Origin of the sequence: Phenylobacterium glaciei, assembly GCF_016772415.1 — a bacterium.
Classification (GTDB): domain Bacteria; phylum Pseudomonadota; class Alphaproteobacteria; order Caulobacterales; family Caulobacteraceae; genus Phenylobacterium; species Phenylobacterium glaciei.
Window position 1 is genome coordinate 3,460,812 of record NZ_JAGSGD010000001.1, and the last position, 17,804, is coordinate 3,478,615.

The 17,804-nt window shown below is 68.8% G+C and carries 16 protein-coding genes; 8 read left to right on the plus strand and 8 right to left on the minus strand.

Annotated features, from left to right (window positions below):
• The first annotated feature begins 74 nt into the window (after positions 1–74).
• Entirely contained in the window at positions 75–1,400 is a 1,326-nt protein-coding gene (locus JKL49_RS17090; protein ID WP_215342016.1) for a hypothetical protein, read from the plus strand.
• A gap of 61 nt (positions 1,401–1,461) precedes the next feature.
• Here the strand turns inward: JKL49_RS17090 and JKL49_RS17095 are convergent, their stop codons facing one another.
• From JKL49_RS17095 to JKL49_RS17125, 7 genes are all read right to left on the minus strand, one after another.
• Positions 1,462–3,003 carry an acetolactate synthase large subunit gene (locus tag JKL49_RS17095; RefSeq protein WP_215342018.1) on the minus strand — a complete coding sequence of 514 codons (1,542 nt, stop codon included), beginning with the start codon at positions 3,001–3,003 and terminating at the stop codon, positions 1,462–1,464.
• Between the two features lies 1 nt (position 3,004).
• A complete protein-coding gene (locus tag JKL49_RS17100) occupies positions 3,005–4,780 on the minus strand; it encodes a feruloyl-CoA synthase (RefSeq protein WP_215342020.1) in 1,776 nt (591 codons plus the stop codon).
• 47 nt (positions 4,781–4,827) lie between these two features.
• A complete protein-coding gene (locus JKL49_RS17105; protein ID WP_215342022.1) occupies positions 4,828–6,042 on the minus strand; it encodes an RNA polymerase sigma factor in 1,215 nt (404 codons plus the stop codon).
• A 3-nt stretch (positions 6,043–6,045) separates the two neighbouring features.
• On the minus strand, positions 6,046–6,396 hold the full coding sequence (locus JKL49_RS17110; RefSeq protein WP_215342024.1) for a YciI family protein: 351 nt from the start codon (positions 6,394–6,396) through the stop codon (positions 6,046–6,048).
• An 89-nt stretch (positions 6,397–6,485) separates the two neighbouring features.
• Positions 6,486–7,574 (minus strand): M48 family metalloprotease, encoded by a 1,089-nt coding sequence (locus JKL49_RS17115; RefSeq protein WP_215342025.1) that lies wholly within the window; start codon positions 7,572–7,574, stop codon positions 6,486–6,488.
• A 6-nt stretch (positions 7,575–7,580) separates the two neighbouring features.
• Positions 7,581–8,672 carry a YjgN family protein gene (locus JKL49_RS17120; protein WP_215342027.1) on the minus strand — a complete coding sequence of 364 codons (1,092 nt, stop codon included), beginning with the start codon at positions 8,670–8,672 and terminating at the stop codon, positions 7,581–7,583.
• 102 nt (positions 8,673–8,774) lie between these two features.
• Positions 8,775–9,749, minus strand: coding sequence for a glycosyltransferase family 9 protein (locus JKL49_RS17125; protein WP_215342029.1), 975 nt, complete (start codon positions 9,747–9,749; stop codon positions 8,775–8,777).
• A 61-nt stretch (positions 9,750–9,810) separates the two neighbouring features.
• Here JKL49_RS17125 and ygfZ point away from each other — a divergent pair, with 61 nt between their 5' ends.
• On the plus strand, positions 9,811–10,617 hold the full coding sequence (gene ygfZ, locus JKL49_RS17130) for a CAF17-like 4Fe-4S cluster assembly/insertion protein YgfZ (RefSeq protein ID WP_215342030.1): 807 nt from the start codon (positions 9,811–9,813) through the stop codon (positions 10,615–10,617).
• On the opposite strand, the gene JKL49_RS17135 is transcribed toward ygfZ, so the two are convergent.
• Positions 10,614–11,471, minus strand: a complete 858-nt coding sequence (locus JKL49_RS17135; RefSeq protein WP_215342033.1) for an alpha/beta fold hydrolase — start codon at positions 11,469–11,471, stop codon at positions 10,614–10,616. The genes ygfZ and JKL49_RS17135 overlap by 4 nt on opposite strands.
• 52 nt (positions 11,472–11,523) lie before the next feature.
• Here JKL49_RS17135 and JKL49_RS17140 point away from each other — a divergent pair, with 52 nt between their 5' ends.
• The 6 genes from JKL49_RS17140 to JKL49_RS17165 all read left to right on the plus strand — a co-directional run bounded on the left by JKL49_RS17140 (position 11,524) and on the right by JKL49_RS17165 (position 17,604).
• Positions 11,524–12,114: a DNA-3-methyladenine glycosylase I gene (locus tag JKL49_RS17140; protein WP_215342035.1), complete on the plus strand. Its 591-nt coding sequence runs from the start codon at positions 11,524–11,526 to the stop codon at positions 12,112–12,114.
• Positions 12,114–12,755, plus strand: a complete 642-nt coding sequence (gene rnhB / locus JKL49_RS17145; RefSeq protein ID WP_215342037.1) for a ribonuclease HII — start codon at positions 12,114–12,116, stop codon at positions 12,753–12,755. The genes JKL49_RS17140 and rnhB overlap by 1 nt, the downstream gene beginning before the upstream one ends.
• Before the next feature lie 32 nt (positions 12,756–12,787).
• Entirely contained in the window at positions 12,788–13,846 is a 1,059-nt protein-coding gene (locus tag JKL49_RS17150; RefSeq protein WP_215342039.1) for a DUF2332 domain-containing protein, read from the plus strand.
• A gap of 86 nt (positions 13,847–13,932) precedes the next feature.
• Positions 13,933–15,024, plus strand: a complete 1,092-nt coding sequence (locus JKL49_RS17155; RefSeq protein ID WP_215342041.1) for a site-specific DNA-methyltransferase — start codon at positions 13,933–13,935, stop codon at positions 15,022–15,024.
• 142 nt (positions 15,025–15,166) lie between these two features.
• Complete coding sequence (locus JKL49_RS17160) at positions 15,167–16,348, plus strand: MFS transporter (RefSeq protein ID WP_215342043.1); 1,182 nt, start codon at positions 15,167–15,169, stop codon at positions 16,346–16,348.
• A 5-nt stretch (positions 16,349–16,353) separates the two neighbouring features.
• Positions 16,354–17,604: an MGH1-like glycoside hydrolase domain-containing protein gene (locus JKL49_RS17165; protein ID WP_215342045.1), complete on the plus strand. Its 1,251-nt coding sequence runs from the start codon at positions 16,354–16,356 to the stop codon at positions 17,602–17,604.
• The last annotated feature ends 200 nt before the right edge of the window (positions 17,605–17,804 follow it).

The following is a 17,804-nucleotide window of genomic DNA, read 5'->3' on the forward strand; positions in this document are numbered from 1 at the left end:
CGCCAAACTTGATTTGAGGGACGCAGGGGCGCTTAAGTCCGCCCAGAGGAACTACCCCAGGAGAGATCACGACCATGAGGTCATTTGGAATCGGGCTCGCCGCGGCCCTGTTTGTCGCGGTGATGGCGCCTGCCGCTGTCGTTATGGCGGCCAAGAAGCCGGTTGAAGAAGTCACCGCCGCGTCCCGCACCCAAGGCATGGCCGAGGCTCCGGCCATCGCGACGGCCGCCGGCATCGCCTGCAAGGTCGCCGACGCCCGCTTCATCGGCAAGATGAGCGACAAGAAGGCCAAGACCGAAACGGCCTACTACGAAGTCGACTGCGACAAGGGCCTCGGCTTCATCCTGTCGGCGGTGACCGGCGCCAAGCCGACCGCCTTCACGTGCGTGGAAGCCAACAGCCCACAGCCGGACGGCAAGCCCTCCAGCCTGCCCTGCAAGCTGCCGGGCAACGCTGATCCGAAATCCGATCTGGCCGGCTACATCGCCAAGGCCGGCATCGCCTGCACCCCCGACCAGGTCCGAGGGATCGGCCAGAGCACAACCCAGACCTTCCTGGAAGTGTCCTGCACCGGCGGCGCGGGCTATGTCCTGAAGACCAGCGCCCCCGCCGACGAAGCCAAGCCGGTCTTGGCCGACAACTGCCTGCTGTATGACGACAGCAGCAGCAACATTAAGTGCACCCTGCACGACAAGGCCTACCGCATGGCCATCGTCGACACCCTGGTGACCCAGTCCAAGAACGGCTGCACCGTCAAGGATCGCCGCTATGCCGGCGTGTCTCAGGCCGGCGCCATGTTCTACGAGACCTCCTGCACCGACGGTAAGGGCTATCTCTACAAGGTCGACAAGGGCCAGCTGACCCAGACCTATCCCTGCGAAAAGGCCTCCATGGTGATGGGTGGCTGCGAGCTGACCGACGCCAAGGAAGCCGAAACCGCCCAGGCCGGCCTCTACACCAAGCTGGCCAAGTCGGCGGCCTTCGAGTGCGACGTCTCCAAGTACGCCCCCTTCCCCTCGCCCGCCGGTCTGGACGTGGTGGAGATGGCCTGCTCGAACCGTCCTGACGGCGGTGTCGGCGTCTTCGGCGGCCCGGGCGTCAAGCCGCAGGTCTATGACTGCGCCCGCGCCCCCGTGGCCGGCTACCGCTGCTCCTTCACCAAGGCCGACTCGGCCTTCCCGCTGGTGACGGCGGACCTGAAGAAGATGGGCAAGAACGACTGCGCCGTCTCGGCCACCCGCTTTATCGGCAAGACCACCAAGGGCACCGGCTACCTCGAAGTCGCCTGCGCCGACGGTCTGAAGGGCTATATCGTGGAATACACCCCGAGCCCGCTTTCGGTGGTCGGCGTCATCGGCTGCGCCTTCTCGAAGGACTGCAAGCTGCCCGGCAACGTCTAAGGTTTCAGACGTCCGACAAGATCAAGGCCCGTGGGTTCGCCCCGCGGGCCTTTTTCTTTGCCTAGATGGCGGCTTCGATGAACTTGGGGCCGGGCTCGCTCATGGCCCGCGCAAAGGCGGTCTCGAACTGTTCGGCGGTCTCGCAGCGGACGGCCGGGACGCCCAGGCCCTTGGCCAGGGAGACCCAGTCGATCTTGGGGTCTCCCAGGTCCAGCAGCTTGGACGCCGAGGGGCCGGGATTGCCGGAGCCGGTGCGGCCCATCTCGATATTGAGGATGCGATAGGAGTGGTTGGCGAACACCACGACGGTGACGTCGAGGTTCTCGCGGGCCATCGTCCACAGGCTCTGGACCGTATACATGGCCGAGCCGTCGCCGTTCAGAGACACCACCTTGCGGCCGGGCGAGGCCACCGCGGCCCCGATGGCGAGCGGCATGCCGATGCCGATGGCGCCGCCGGTGAGCGCCAGGACGTCGTGCGGCCGGGCGGTCATGCAGGGCACGGCCACTCCGCCGCCAGAGGTCACCGAGTCATCGCAGATGATCGCCCCCTCCGGCAGGTGGCGAGCGATGGAGAGGCCCGCGCTCTGCGGGGTCATGCCGCCGGTCGGCGCCGTCTCGGGCAGTTTCAGCGGTTGGCTGGGACCCGTGGCCGGCGCACTGAGCGCATCAGCCAGGGCGGCGAGCGCGGCCACCGAATCGGTCTCGCGGTCCGCCAGGGTCAGGGTCGCGCAGCCCTCGGGCACGAGCACGCTGGGTCGGTCCGGATAGGCAAAGAAGGCCACCGGCATGGTGGTGCCAGCATAGACCATCAGGTCTGTGCCCTCGAGGTCGGCCAGGGCCGCCTCCCCGAAATATTGCATTCGGGCCGGCGCGAAGACCCCGGCCCCGCGCGGCTGGCGCGAGACGAAGGTGTCGGCCATGACCCGGACCCCGGCGGCCTGCAGGCGGGCGGCCTGGACCAGGGCCTCGGCGCGCACGGCGCGGCCGCCGATCAGCACCACCGGCTTTGCGGCGGCCTTGATGGCCTTGGCCACGGCCTCGACATTGGCCGCGTCCGGCTTGGCCGGCGCGGGGCGCGAGGCGACAGCCTTGGAGACCTTGGTCTCCAGCCAGGCGGAGTCGGCGGGCAGGATCAGGCTGACCGGACCACCGGGGGGGCCATAGCTGGCTGTGATGGCCTCGGCAGCGGTGGCGGCCACGGTGTCAGGGGTGTCGGCGGACTTCACCCAGACCGAGTTGGCCGCGACGATGGAGGGGATGTCGGAGTTCAGCGGCGCGTCGTACTGCCGGTGATAGGTGGCGTGGTCGCCGATCACGTTGATGATCGGGGTATAGGCCCTGCGCGCATTGTGCAGGTTGGCCAGACCGTTGCCATAGCCCGGCCCCAGGTGCAGCAGGGTGCAGGCGGGCGTGTCGCTCATGCGGCCATAGCCGTCGGCCGCGCCGGTGGCCACGCCCTCGAACAGGCACAGGACCGGGCGCATCTTCGGCTGGCGGTCCAGGGCGGCGACAAACTGCATCTCGCTGGTGCCGGGATTGGCGAAACAGGCGGTGACGCCGTTGTCCACGAGCGTCTCGATCAGGGCGTCGGCGCCGTTCATGTCAGAACACCATCACATCGGAGGAAGGGGGATCGGCGAACAGCTTCGCCACGGTTTCGGAGCGCCGTGAGCGGGCCAGGGCCTGGGCGATATAGCCCTTGTCGGTGATCTCGCCCGCGCCAGCGTCCGGCGGGCCGTCGAGGACGAGCGCTCGGCCGATCCGGCCCCCGGCGCCCTTGGCCTTGGCGTTGAAGGCCTCCAGGCCCAGGCGCACGGCGGCGGCCACCGCCACCGGCGCAATGTCGGGATTGGGATAGAACATCAGGCCGACGCCCTCCTGGTTCTCGCCGCACACCACCGCGTCGGTGACGGCGTCGCCGATCGCCGAGACGGCGGCCACCCGCAGGTCGCCGACGGTGACGAAGGTGCCGCTGGCCAGCTTGAAGTTCTCCGACAGCCGGCCGTCGAAGACCATGCCCTGGGCCGGGTCGGCGGGATCGACGAAGCGTGCGGCGTCGCCCAGCAGATAGAAGCCCTCCTCATCGCGGCTCTGGGCGGTGAGGTCGGGGCGGCCGAGGTAACCCGCCGTGATCTGCGGACCCTTGACCCGGAATTCCAGCTTCTCGCCCGAGGGCGCAAGCTTCACCGTCGTGCCCGGCACCGGCAGACCGATCAGGCCCATGCGGCCGTTGTGCCAGTGAACCGTCGCCGCCGTCGGCCCGGTCTCCGTCGCGCCATAGCCCGAAGCGAAGGAGATTCGCTCGCCGACCGTGCGGATGGCGACGGCCTGGATGCGGTCGTTGATCTCCTGGCCAAGGGCCGCGCCGCCGTACTGCAGCAGGCGAACCCGCGAGAAGAAGGTCCTCGCCAGGTCGTCGTCCCGCTCCAGCTCACCGGCGAACAGCATCCAGCCGGCGGGCACCATGTTCTGGTAGGTGGGCGCGATGTCCTTGAGGTTGCGCACCGTCTCGGCGAACCGCCCGGCCACCGGCTGGCCGGCGTCGATATAGACCGCCCCGCCTCGGTGGGTGGACATGTGCAGGATGGAGTTGGCCCCCAGACTGTGGCTCCAGGGCGCGGAGTTGACCATCACCGGGGCCTCATCGTCCTCGAAGCAGGCGCGGATCTGGGCGGCGTTCCAGGCCATGCTCCGATGGGTGCAGATCACCGCCTTGGGCAGGCCCGTGGAGCCCGAGGTCAGCAGATATTTGGCGTGGTCGTCGGGCTGGGCCGTTGGCGCGGCGGGCCGGGACTTCAGCAGCCGCTCCAGCGGCACGTCGCCCGCTCGCGCGTTCTTGCCCGCGATCACCGGCAGGCCGCCCAGGAACGGCGCCTCCAGGGCGGCGATGAACAGCTCGGCGTCCTCGGTGTAGATGGCGGCGGGCTTGAGCACCTCCACCGCATGGGCCAGCCGCGAGAGGTTGGCGCCCGGCAGGCCATATTGCGGCGAGACCGGCGCCACGGGCATGCCCTGGCTCATGGCCGCGTACTTGATGAGCGCGTGGTCGATGCCGTTGCGGGCCAGGATCAGCAGGGGCCGCTCGCTGACGACGCCCAACTCGCGAAGACCGCCGGCGATGGCGCTGACGGAACCCAAGGCCTCGGCATAGGAGATGGTCCGCCAGCCTTCGCCGAACCGCTCCGCCAGCCAGGTTGCCGAGGGCGTCCTGGCCGCCCAATGCGCCAGGGCCTCCGTCGTCGTCGTGAAGGCGGTGGAATAGGGCGTCGGGTTGCTGACGATGATCTCGCCATTGTCGCGATGCTCGATCTCGACCCGGCGGGGGGCGAAGCGTGCGTCGCGGAAGGGGGCGGTGGCGAGGTTCAGGTCGGCGTCCATGTCCCTAGGCTTATCGCTCCCCGGGCGAGGATGGAAAGCGCGAACCTTCAGCCCAGCCTCGCGAGCCGCCGTTCCAGGTAGAGCCGTTCGGCGGGCGCGGGACCCAGCGCCAGGGCCGCGTGATAGGCGGCGGCCGCATCCCCCTTGAGCCCCGCCCGCTCGCAGAGCCCGGCGCGCGCCGCTTGATAGGGCAGCCAGCCGGTCAGCCGTGCGAGGCCCGCAACCGCGTCCAGGGCCGCCAGTCCCGCTCGCGCGCCACGCGCCTCTCCCACCGCCACAGCGCGGTTCACCGCCGTCACGGCGTCGGGGCGGAACAGGGTGAGCGCCTCATAGAGTTCGACGATCTCGGACCAGGGCGTGACACCGGTTTCCCGCCGCGACAGGTGAAGGGCGTGGATCGCCGCCAGAAGTTGCCGGGGTCCCGTCCTGCCAAGGTTGGCGGCGGCGTCCAGCAGGCGCGCGCCCTCGCCAATCAGGTCGCCGCGCCAGAGGTCCATGTCCTGTTCGCTCGGCGGGACCATGGCGCCGGTGGCGTCAAGGCGCGCCGGCCGCCGCGCCTCGGCGAAACGGACCAGGGCGGCCAGGCCCAGCACCTCGCCCTCCTGCGGCATGAGTTCGGCCAGCAGGCCCGACAGCCGCAGCACCTCCTGGGCGAAGGGGGCGCCCTCGGCGGAGAGGGCTGCGTCCTCATAGGCCTGGGCGTAGGCGATCTCCAGGGTGGCCAGCACCGCCTCCAGCCGCTCGGGCCACAGGTCGCGGCTCGGCACCTCGAAGGGCACGCCGGCGTCGCGGATCTTGCGCTTGGCGCGGGTGATCTTCTGCAGCATGGCGGGCTCGGCCATCAGGAAGGCGCGGGCCAGGCGGTCGGTGGAAAGACCGCAGATCAGCTTCAGGGTCAGGGCCGCGCGGCTGTCGGCGGCGATGGCCGGGTGGCAGCAGACGAAGATCAGCCGCAGGCGCTCGTCGGGGATGGGCTCGTTGGCGGCGATCAGCTCGTCCTCCGGGCTGGGCGCGGGCTCGGGGTCATCAGGCGCCAGCCTTTGGCGCACCGAAGCCCTACGTTTCGCGTCCAGGGCCCGGCGCCAGGCCGCCCGCCATAGCCAAGCGGCCGGGTCGCGGGGCGGCTGGGCGCGCCAGGCCGGCACCGCCGCGGCGCTGGCCTCGGCGAAGGCCTCCTCGGCCTGGTCGAGGTCACGCAGGCGGGCGGCCAGGGCGGCCACGACGCGAGGCCGGGCCTCCGAGATCGCCCGCCCGATATCCATGGATCAGTGGGTGGCGACCGGCCGCACTTCGCACGAGCCGCCCGGCCGGACCGGCACCTGTCTCGCCCACTTGATGGCCTCGTCCAGATCCGCCGCCTCGATCATGTAGAAGCCCCCCAGGTGTTCGCGGGTCTCGGCGAAGGGGCCGTCGTGCAGGGTCTGGCCCCCGGCGGATGTGCGCACCGTGGTGGCCGTCGCCACCGGCTGCAGGCCCGCGCCGGCCTGCATGGCGCCGGCCTCGCTCATGGCCTTGGCCAGCGCCATGTGCTTGCCGCTAACCTCCATCAGTCTGGCCTGGCCCTCGGCGCCCTGGTTCAGGCGCTCGGGTTCATAAACCAGAAGCATGTACTGCATCGAAATCTCCTTTCAGCTTGTCGTCTGTGGGAGAGACGCGCCGCCCCACGCGGATTCGACAGGGTCTGCGAAAATTCCGCAACCGATGATCAGGCGCCCAGGGGGTCCTTGAGTATCCGCTCCAGGGTCCGCTTGGGTTTGTGGCAGGCCGCCTTGATCGCCGTCCACTCCGCAGGCGTGAAGGCCGCTGCGCCAGGATGGGCGCGAGCAGCGCTCTCATGGGCCCGGCGCAGGCTGTCAGGGTGGCTGGACATCAGCTCCTTTACGGCCGCGGCGTTGGGTCCATCACCCTTGGCGGCGATGCGCTGGAAGAAGGGCGCCATGCCCTGGGACGACAGGCCGCCCTTTTCCAGCAATTGCTGGCCGCGGATGTCGGCCTCGCGTTCGGCGCTGCGGCTGAACCGTAGGTCGGCCACCGAGCCCGCCAACAACACGGCCTGCTGTCCGGCCCCGCTGCCGCCGCCCACAACAGCGTCCAGCACCAGGCCGAGGCCCAGGGAGCGCCAGACGGCCTGCATCACGTGGCGGCGCTCCACATGGGCGGCCTCATGGGCGATGACGGCGGAAAGCTCGTCGGGAGTCTTGGCCATGTCGATGAGGTCATCGGTGACCATCACCGCACCGCCCGGCAGGGCGAAGGCGTTGGCCATCGGCGCCTGGACCGCGCGGACCCGGATATCGAAGGGGGTGTCGGCGGCGTCCTGCAGCCGGTGACCGAAGGTGGCCAGCGCCGTCTGACCCGCCTCGCCGTTGCAGCGTCGGAAGCCGAGGGAGAGCTGACCCTCGAAGTTGCGGCCCATGCGCTTTTCGATGTCCGGCGGGGTCGCCCGCGCCAGGGGACCCGAGGCGGCCGGGACACCGATGAACACCACCGCGGCTATGGCCAGGCCGGCCACGGCCAGGCCCACCACGAGCCGCGTCTCCCGCGACCGGTGGCGGCGCTCGGCGCGCACGCCACCGACCGAGGCGCGCCAGGCGGCGGCGTCCACGGTCAGGCGTCCGTCACCGATCTTCGGGTGCGACAGCCGCAGGCGTTCGCCCAGGTCCTCGATCTGCAGATCGGCCAGCGACCAGACATGGGCCTGGCCATCGGCGTCGAACGTCAGTCGCTCGCCCTCGACGATTAGCTCGACGGGCGCAGACCGAGCCGTCAGCCCGTCATTGAAACTGGCCTGCACGAGGGGTCAGACCGTGGCCATGCCGAAGGCGTCGGCCAGGCCTTCCCCGGTCCGCGGGCCCTGCTCGGCCTGGCGGGCGGCGGCCAGGTCGGCCACGCCCTCGCTGCGCAGGCGGCGGATGAGGAACCGGGCCGTGCGGGCCTCCATCACCGGGGTCAGGAACCCGAGGGTGAAGATCACCAGCAGCAGGTTGGTGAGCATCAGCCCCGCCAGTTCCACCCAGCCCACCTTGAAGCTGAACCTCGCCGCCTCCAGCGAGGTCCCGGCCGCCAAGGTGCGCAGGACGGCCGCTTGATAGGGCGCCGACAGGATCGTCATGATCACCACCCAGACGAACAGGCCGGCATAGACGAACCCGATGAAGGCCAGGCTCGGCTCCGTCGCGGTCTGCGGCATCATGGTCGCCATCCGGCCCACCATGACGCCGATGAAGACGCTGTAGAGGACAACGCCGCTGACCCAGAAGAGCGTGAAGGGGCCGTACAGCCCGACCTTCCGCGCCTGGTCGATATCGAAGTGGAACTCACGGTCGCCGAACCGCAGGCCATCCCACAGGGGCGCGGCCAGGCGGCGCTCCGCGGCCGGCGCGAACCAGCCAAGGCTTATCACGATCAGCAGCATGTTGCCGATGTAGCTCCAGGCGTATCGCCAGGGAGAGCCCTTCAAGGCGAACCTGACCCCTCGCCAGCTCGTACGGCTGGCCAGGTAGCGGAAGGCCGTGAACCGCCCGAACCCCATCAGGTAGAACAACAGAAGATAGACCGGCAGGATGATCAGGACGGCCAGTTTCGGGGCCAGGAACTGCGCGGTGAACACCACGATCAGCAGCGGCAGGACCACGAGCAGCAGGGCCAGCAGGAAGCCCAGGAACAGCTCCTTCCCGCGGCCGGTATATTCGAAGGCCTCGCCGTTGAGGGTCACGCCCTTCCAGATCCGCCGCCGAACCTCGGTCTTCGCCCAGAAGCGATAGAGGGTCAGGGTGACGATGTTCAGCAGGCCGTTCTTGAAGCTCAGGCCCACCAGGCTGCTGGGCTTCAGGCTCTGGCCGAACACCAGGCTCTCGCCGCGCGGTAGCGCGGCGTCATCGGATATGGACATGTAACCCCCCAGAACAAACCATGCACAGGTTTGCACGCCGGGGGTGTCCTGACAAGCCGACTCGCGTCAGCAGCGAGGCCGCCTCGGATGATCAGGTCTTGCTCATCCTGTCCTGGCCGTCGTCGCCAGCAGCTCCCGCGCGGTGGCGACCACGGTGTCGACGGGCAGGTCCATCATATGACAGAGCGCCTGCTGGAAGCCCGGATCGACCGCCTGGATGGCGGCGAAATCGCGCGGTCCCCGCACCACCCGGGTATCGGCGCCCCAGGGGCCGTAGAGGTTCTCATCAGAGGGGCCGAACAGGCCGACGGTGGGCACGCCCGCGGCGGCGGCGATGTGCATCAGACCGGAGTCATTGCCGATGAACAGGCGCGCATGCTTGAGGCAGGCATAGGCGGTGAGCAGATCGACCTTCCCCACCAGGTCGATGAAGCGGCTCTTGGGGACCACATTCCGCAGAGACTGGGTCGCCTGGGCGTCCTCGGGTCCTCCCAGCACCATCAGCCGCGCCCCGGCCAGCGGGCCGTCGTCACCGAGCAGCTGGATGGCGGTCTGGGCGAAGCGCTCCACGGGCCAGGTCTTGCCGACCCAGTTGGCCGACGGCGCCAACGCCAGGATCGGGCCCTCGCCGGCGGTCAACCCGGCGGCCATCTCCTCGGTCTCGGGAGAGGTGTAGAGGTGGGGTGCGGGGGGATCGTCCTCGATCTGCAGGACGCGGGCGGCCTCCACCACCTTGTGCATCGGGGTCGGCGGGCGCTTGAACACCGCACGGCGGTCGCGCTTCAGGAAGCCCGAGATGGCCGAGCCGCGCAGGTCCACCACCAGGCCCCAGCGGCGCTTGCGCACCTGGCGCCAGAGGCGGAACCAGTGGCGACCGTCCTTGGCCTTCTCAAAAACGATAATCTGATCGAGGTTCGGCACGTCCAGAAACAAGGGCGCAGCGACAGGCCCGGCGACGATGGTGAAACGGGCGCTCGGAATTTCGGCCAGCAGTTTCCGGATGAGCCCGGAAGAGAGCACGGCGTCGCCAATCCGCGTGGCGGTGATGAACAGAATCGGAAAGGACCCGGGGGTCATCTCCCCTCTATAAGGCTCCGCGCGCTGGCGCTCCACCCGTGCCGTCCCTAACTTCGACCCCATGACGACCGATCGCTCCTACGCCATTCTGAAGAGCCGCGCCCTGATCGCCCTCGGAGGCGAGGACTGGCGCGACTTTCTCCAGGGCCTGATCACTCAGGATGTGGAAACGCTCCAGGACAGCGAGGCGCGCTTCGGCGCCCTTCTCACCCCGCAAGGACGGCTTTTGTTCGACCTGTTCGTCGTGGGCCGGCCTGACGGCGCCTGGCTGGACGTGGGGGCCGAGTATCGCGCGGCGCTCATCCTGCGGCTGACCCTGTACCGGCTGCGGGCCAAGGTGACGATCGCGGCGGACGAGACACCGGTGGCGGTTCTGTTCGGCGGCGATGGCGCGCCGGAGGGCTGGATCGCCGATCCCCGGCTGGAGGCCTTGGGCTGGCGCGGCTACGGCGTGAGCGCGCCCTCCGACACCACGCCGGTCGACGAGGCCGCCTACGACGCTCACCGTCTGGCGCTCGGCGTGCCCGGCCCCGCCGACTGGGGCAGCGAGAAAACCTATCCCATCGAGGCCAATTTCGACCTGTTGAACGGCATAGACTTCCACAAGGGCTGCTTCGTCGGCCAGGAGACCACCTCGCGCATGAAGCGCCGGGGCCAGATCAAGAACCGCATGCTGCCGATCACCTTCGACGGAGCCCCGCCCGCCTTCGACGCCGAGGTCCTGCTGGGCGACCGCCGGGCCGGCGAGGTGCTGTCGGGGCAGGAGGGGCGAGCGATGGCCCTGGTGAGGCTCGACCGCATCGACGGCGAGCTGACCGTGGACGGCAAGACGGTGGCGGTCGACCGGCCAAGTTGGTTGCCGCTCTAGAGGAAGAACGCCCGCAACGCCTTCAGCGTCTCCGCCGGGTTCTCTTCCGGGATGAAGTGGCCGCTTTCGATGGCGTGGCCGGAGACGTCGTCGGCCCACTCGCGCCAGATCGCCAGGACGTCGTACCAGGCGGCCAGGGCCCCCTTCGACCCCCACAGCACCTGGACCGGGACCTTGATCCTGGTCTTGCCTCGGTCGGCTTCGTCAGCGGCGACGTCGTAGCTCGCCCCGGCGCGGTAGTCCTCGCAGATGGCGTGGACCATGGAGGGGTTCTGCAGGCAGCGGACATAGTCGGCATAGGATGCGGGATCGAACATCCCGCCCGAGCCCCGGAACAGGAAGTATTCCGGATCGGCGCCGATCACCGTCTCCGGGAAGGGATGGCGTTGAGCCAAGAATGACCAGTGCCAGTAGGCCAGGGCGAAGGCCTTGTTGGCCCGCTTCCAGACGTCCGCCGTCGGGATGATGTCGAGAATCGAGAGCTTCAGCAGAACATCGGGATGATCAAGCGCCAGGCGATAGGCCACGCGTCCGCCTCGGTCATGGCCCGCGAGATTGAAGCGGTCGAAGCCGAAATGATTCATCAGGGCCACGGCGTCGCGAGCCATCACGCGCTTTGAATAGGTCTCGTGGTCGGGCGTGGTGGCCGGCGCGGTGCTCTCGCCATAGCCGCGCAGGTCGGGCGCGATGACGGTGAAATCGCGGGCAAGGTCGCCTGCGACCCGGCTCCACATCATGTGGGTCTCAGGATAGCCGTGCAGCAGAAGCAGCGGCGGGCCTGAGCCGCCGTGGCGGACCCGGACGGTGACGTCGCCAAGATCCACCCGCGACAGGTTGAAGCCTTCGAACGCCATCTTGTCTGGTCCTGCTTGATTGGCCGCGGCCGCGCCTGCGAAAAGACCTGCCATGACTTCCGAACCGATTCGTTGCGGCTGGCGCGGCATGCAGGGCGATCCCCTGTACGAGGCCTATCACGACACGGAATGGGGCGTGCCGGAATACGATTCCCGCGCCCTGTGGGAGAAGCTGGTGCTGGACGGGTTCCAGGCCGGGCTCTCCTGGATCACGATCCTGCGGAAGCGCGACGCCTTCCGCGCCGCCTTCGCCGACTTCGATCCCGAAGTGGTCGCCCGCTATGGCGATGAGGAGCGCGCCCGGTTGATGGCCGACGCCGGGATCGTGCGCTCCAACGCCAAGATCGACGCCGCCATCAACGGCGCGCGCATCTATCTGGATATGCGCGACAAGGGCGAGGACTTCTCCCAGTTCCTGTGGAGCTTCACCAACGGCCGGGTGATCCACAATACCTGGCAATCCATCAGTGACGTGCCGGCCAAGACCGAGGTCGCCGAGCAGATGGCCAAGGGGCTCAAGCAGAAGGGCTTCAAGTTCGTCGGCCCGGTGATCGTCTACGCCTTCATGCAGGCCACCGGCTTTGTGAACGACCACCTGGCCTGCTGCCACCGCCACGGCCCCATCAACCGGATGAGCGCCTGATGCCCGATATGCTGCTGGAGAGCGCCTGTCCCGGGCCTGTCTGTGGCGTGGACGAGGCCGGCCGTGGGCCGTGGGCGGGACCGGTTTCGGCCGGCGCGGTGATCCTGGATCCCGACCGGCTGCCCAAGGGCCTGAACGACTCCAAGAAGCTCTCGGCCAAGCAGCGCGAAGCCCTGGAGATCGAGATCAAGGACATGGCCATCGCCTGGGGCGTCGGCTTCGCCTCGGTCGACGAGATCGCCGAGCTCAACATCCTGCACGCCGCCGGCCTGGCCATGTGCCGCGCCATCGGCGAGCTGTCGGTCACGCCGGCCTTCGCCCTGGTGGACGGCAACTACCGCTTCAAGCTGCCCTGCCCCATCAGGACGGTGATCAAGGGCGACGGGATCAGCAGCTCCATCGCCGCGGCCTCGATCCTGGCCAAGGTGGCCCGCGACCGGCTGATGGCCGAGATGGACGGCCTCTATCCGGGCTACGGCTTCGCCGCCCACAAGGGCTATCACGCCCCCATCCACGTCGAGGCCCTGCGCACCCTAGGTCCCTGCGAGATCCACCGCATGGGCTGGGCGCCGGTGAAGCTGGCCCTGATGGGTGAGCTGGGGAACGGCGAACTGGCGCTTGATCATCTGAATCAAGATTGACCCCCCGCCCGCCGCGGCGGGAGATCGCGGTCATGGACAATCCCGAACTTCCCCGCTCGCTACGCCTGCAGGCCGCGAGCTGCCGCAACCTCGGCTCGCCTTTCCATGGTGATCTTCTGGAGCTTGCAGCTCTGGACCTGGAGTCCGGCGGCCCCGTCGCCGCCCTGCTGGGCCCCTGGGCCAACGCTGATCTTCGCAGGCTGTTCGACGACGCCATGCCCCTGCGCCTGCTGGGCGGCCTGCACGACCTGGTGCTCAGCGGCGATGACCCGGCGCTGGCGGCCACCTACCCCAAGCCGGGGCGAGAGGCCGACGCCGCCTCCGCCTGGATCGCGGCCCGTGCGGCGCTGATCGGCCACCACGACCGGATCGCGGCCTTCATGACTCACGAGCCGCAGACCAACGAAGTTCGCCGCTCGGCCTGCCTGGCGCCGGGCTTCCTGACCATCGCGGCGGAGACCGGCTTGCCGATCCGTGCCTTCGAGGTGGCGGCCAGCGCTGGCTTGAACCTGAGCTGGGACAGGTACCGCTTCCAGTTCGGCGACAGCGCCTGGGGTGATCCCGGCGCGCGGGTGGTGATGGACACCGAGTGGACCGGCGGTCCGCCGCCTGTCGACGCCAAGGTCGAGGTGATCGAACGCGCCGCCTGCGACCGCCGCCCGGGCGACCTGACCGATCCGGTCCAGCGCCGCCGGCTGCTGGCCTATATCTGGCCCGACCAGTTCGAGCGCCTGGACCGCATACGCGCGGCCATCGACCTGGCGCTAACGCTGGGGGTCACCGTGGAGGCCGCCGACGCCGTGGCCTGGACCGCCCGCGTCGCAGCGCCGCAGGCGGGCGCAGTGACCGTCCTCTATCACTCGGTCTTCTGGCAATACATGCCGCCGGAAAGCCAGGTCGCCCTTGCGCAGGTCATCGCCGACCATGGCGCCGCGGCGACCCCGCAAGCCCCCTTCGCCTGGCTGCGCATGGAGCCGTCGCCCCAGAACATGGCGGTCATGGAGGTGCGGCTGACCCTGTGGCCGGGCGGCCAGGAACGGCGTCTCGCCGAGGTTCACCCGCACGGCGCGTGGGTTAAGTGGTTGAATTGATCGATTAACCGTCCGTTCACCACGTTTGGACACGCGTCCTTCACCACGAAGACTCAGGATTCCGTTTCCTTAGAAGCGAGGCGGATATGGGCGCGATTGCCACCAACACGGTCATCCTGGGTGACTGCATCGAGAGCTTGAAGAAGCTCCCGTCGAAATCCGTGGACCTCGTGTTCGCCGATCCGCCCTACAATCTGCAGCTCGGCGGCGACCTGCTGCGTCCCGACAACTCCAAGGTCGACGCCGTCGATGACGAGTGGGACCGTTTCGACTCGTTCGAGACCTATGACCGCTTCACCACCGCGTGGATGAGCGAGTGCCAGCGCGTCCTGAAGGACGACGGCGCCATGTGGGTGATCGGCAGCTACCACAACATCTTCCGGGTCGGCGCCATCCTGCAGACGCTGGGGTTCTGGATCCTCAACGACATCGTCTGGCGCAAGTCCAACCCGATGCCGAATTTCAAGGGCACCCGCTTCACCAACGCCCACGAGACCCTGATCTGGGCCGCCAAGGGACGGGGCTCGCGCCGCTACACCTTCAACTACGACGCCATGAAGATGGCCAATGACGACCTGCAGATGCGGTCGGACTGGACCTTCCCGCTGTGCACCGGCGACGAGCGCCTGAAGGACGAGAACGGGGTGAAGGCCCACCCGACCCAGAAGCCCGAGGCCCTGCTGCGCCGGGTGATCCTGGCGTCGACCAAGCCGGGCGACATCATCCTCGATCCCTTCTTCGGCACCGGCACCACCGGCGCGGCCGCCAAGCAGCTGGGCCGCAAGTTCATCGGCCTGGAGCGCGAGGAGCAGTACGCCACCCTGGCCCGCGAGCGGATCGCCAAGGTGGTCCCGCTGACCGAGGCCGACCTGGAGACCATGGGCTCAAAGCGTTCGGAGCCGCGCATCCCCTTCGGCCAGATCGTGGAGAGCGGCCTGCTGCGTCCGGGCGATATGCTCTATTGTTCAAAGGGCGAGCGGTCGGCCCGGGTGCGGGCCGACGGCAGCCTGGTGATCGGCGACATGGCGGGCTCCATCCACAAGGTGGGCGCCATGATCCAGTCGGCGCCGGCCTGCAACGGCTGGACCTACTGGCACTTCAAGACCGACAAGGGCCTGGCCCCCATCGACGTCCTGCGGATGAAGATGCGCTCGTCCCTGGCGCAACTGGCCGCCTAGATCACCTTGGTGATCTAGATTCTTGTTGGAGAGGGACGCGGGCGGAAAACCGATTCCCACGTCTCCTCGTCCCTCGCGCCTGAAAATCGTCCCGGCCGCCAATTTGTCTGGCGGTCGGTACGCTCGCGGTTAAGCTCGGGTCATGAACCCGCGTATCTATGTCCTGACCCTGGTGACCTTCGCCTTCGGGTCCGGGGCCTTCATCTTCGCCGGCCTGCTGGAGACCCTGGCGGCCGACCTTGGCGTCACCACAGCCGTCGCGGGGCAGTTGCAGACGGTCTTCGTCCTGACCTCGGCGGCCCTGGGTCCGGTGGCGGCCTGGCTGTTCGGCCGGGTCGACCGCAAGATCATGGTGGTGGCGGCCCTGACCCTGGGCGCGGCCCTGCACGTCGCCTGCGCGTTCACCCCCAACTTCAGCAGCCTGATGGTTCTGCGGGCCCTGGCGGGTCTGGCCGGCGCCATGTCGGGGCCCGCCGCCAGCGTGGCCGCCGCCTCCCTGGTTCCCCCCGAGCGCCGGGGCTCGGCCCTGGCCATGGTGTCGGGCGGCATGACGCTGGCCTTCGTGGTGGGCATCCCGCTGGGCAGTATCATCGGCTCGGTGTTCGACTGGCGCGCCACCTTCCTGTTCGCCGCGGGCATCTCCGCCGTCGCCCTGGTGGCGGTGCTGTTCTTCCTGCCCAGGATCCCTGCGCCGCCAAAGCGCGAGGGCGGAGGCGACACGGTGAAGGTGCTGTTGCCCACCATCTGGCCCTTCTACCTGACCACCTTCCTGACCTTCGCCGCCAACATGACGCTCAACCTCTACATCGCCCCCATCGTGCGGGTGGGCGCAGGCGTGACGGGGGCTGGCGTCGGCGCCTTCCAGGCGATGATCGGGGTGGGCTCCATCGCCGGCCTGTGGTTGGGCGCACGGGCCGCCAACCGCAATGCGGGCCGGAACTGGATCCTGCAGGGCTTCATCATCCAGGCGACGGCCATGAGCGTGCACTTCGCCGCCACCCACCACGTCCTGCCTTCGGGCTGGCCAAGCGCCGTTCTGGTGGCGCTTGGCATCTTCCTGGCGGCCACGGCGCTGTTCTCGATCACCCCGGTGATCCAATCCAGCCTGATCCAAGCCACCGGCGGCGCCCCGGTTGCCCTGGCGCTCAACGGCTCGGTGATCTCCGTCGGCCAGGCCCTTGGCTCGACGGTCGGCGGCGCGGCGCTCGCGGCCTACGGGGTGCCGGCGATTCCCGGCGCGGCCCTTGCCCTGTCGCTGACGGCGCTGACCACGCTGGCGCTACTATATCCACGACCGCTAGCCCCCCAAACAGGCGCGAACTAGCCGCCATGGCGTCGATCGAACCCATCCGCCGCGCCTGCAAAGCGATGTTCGCCCAGCATCGTGTCGAGGTGTTCGGCGGCGCCATCCACGTTCCGGCGGGCCTCGAGTACAGCTGCGCCTTCGCCTGGGACAGCGGCTACCACGCCCTGGCGCTACGCCACGTTGATCGGACCCAGGCGATCGAGGAGCTGCTGACCCTTTACGGCGCCAATCTCACCGAAGGCGGTTTGCTGGCCCACGAGCGGCCCCTGCCCGGCGCCGAAGCGCGCACAAAGCTGGTGACCGAATGGCTGGGCCCCATCTATCGCCCCGACGGCCGCAGCTGGCTTATCGACCCTCCCGTGGCGGCCTATGCGGCGGCGCGGATCTACGATCTCGCCCTGGACGCCGACGACACCTTGCTGCAGCTCGCCAGCGATCACCTGACAGCAACCGACACTCACCGGACCCTCACCCCAGGCGGCGCGCCCGTCATTCTGCATCCCCTTGAGTCGGGGGCCGACGTGTCACCGCTGTTCGACGCCCTGGTGGACACCAGCTCGCGGCGGGCGCTGCTGACGCACCACCGAGCGCTTAGCGTGGCCCTGGACGCCATTGGCTACGACCTCGGCCTGGCCCGCGCCGGCAATCATGGTTTCGTTGTCGCCGACCCCATCTTCTGCGGCTGGCATCTGATGGCGCTGGAAGCCGTGGCAGACGCCTGGCGGCGGGCCGGCGCGCCGGGCCGGGCCGAGAGTTTCGAGCAGCGCGCAGCCGCCCTGGCCGCCGAGATGATCCGGCTGATGTGGTCTGACGACCTCAAGCTTTTCGTAGGCTACGACCATGTTGGAGAGCGCCAGCTTTGCGTCGCCACGCTCGGGGGCGTCATCGCGGCCGGGAGCCGTCACATGATCGACGCCGGTATCGCGACCCAGGTGGCCGACGCCCATCTCATTCCGGAAACATCGCGCTTCTGGGGTCCGGCTGGCGTGGCCTTCAACCCCCTCGACGGGGCGGAGATCAATCCAAAGGCGCTGCTTTGGCGCGGCGACGTGGTCTGGGGTGCGACCCAGTACTGGGCCCATCTGGTGCTCTCCCGACTGGGGCGCATCGAGACCGCCCAGAGGGCGACGGCCGAACTTGGGGTCCTCATCGAAGGCTCTGGCTTCCGCGAGTTCTACAGCGCCGTGACCGGAAGGGGCCACGGGGCCGGCGAGGTGGGCGGCTTCACCTGGCCCGCCCTGATCCTGGAAATGGCGGCCGACGCGCCTGTCTAGAGCCTGATCCGTTGAGGTGGAATCGCTTCGCGATTCCGCCGATGCGGTGAATCAGGCTCCAGATTTAAGCGAGAGCATGATTCACGCTTCAGCCGGGACCGCGACGCGGTTCCGTCTAAAACGATCATGCTCGAGGGCGAAGTTCCCGGCCGCGCCGTCGCCGCGACCGCCGTGGCGTCCGATTTAGGAGGCGCAGGCGG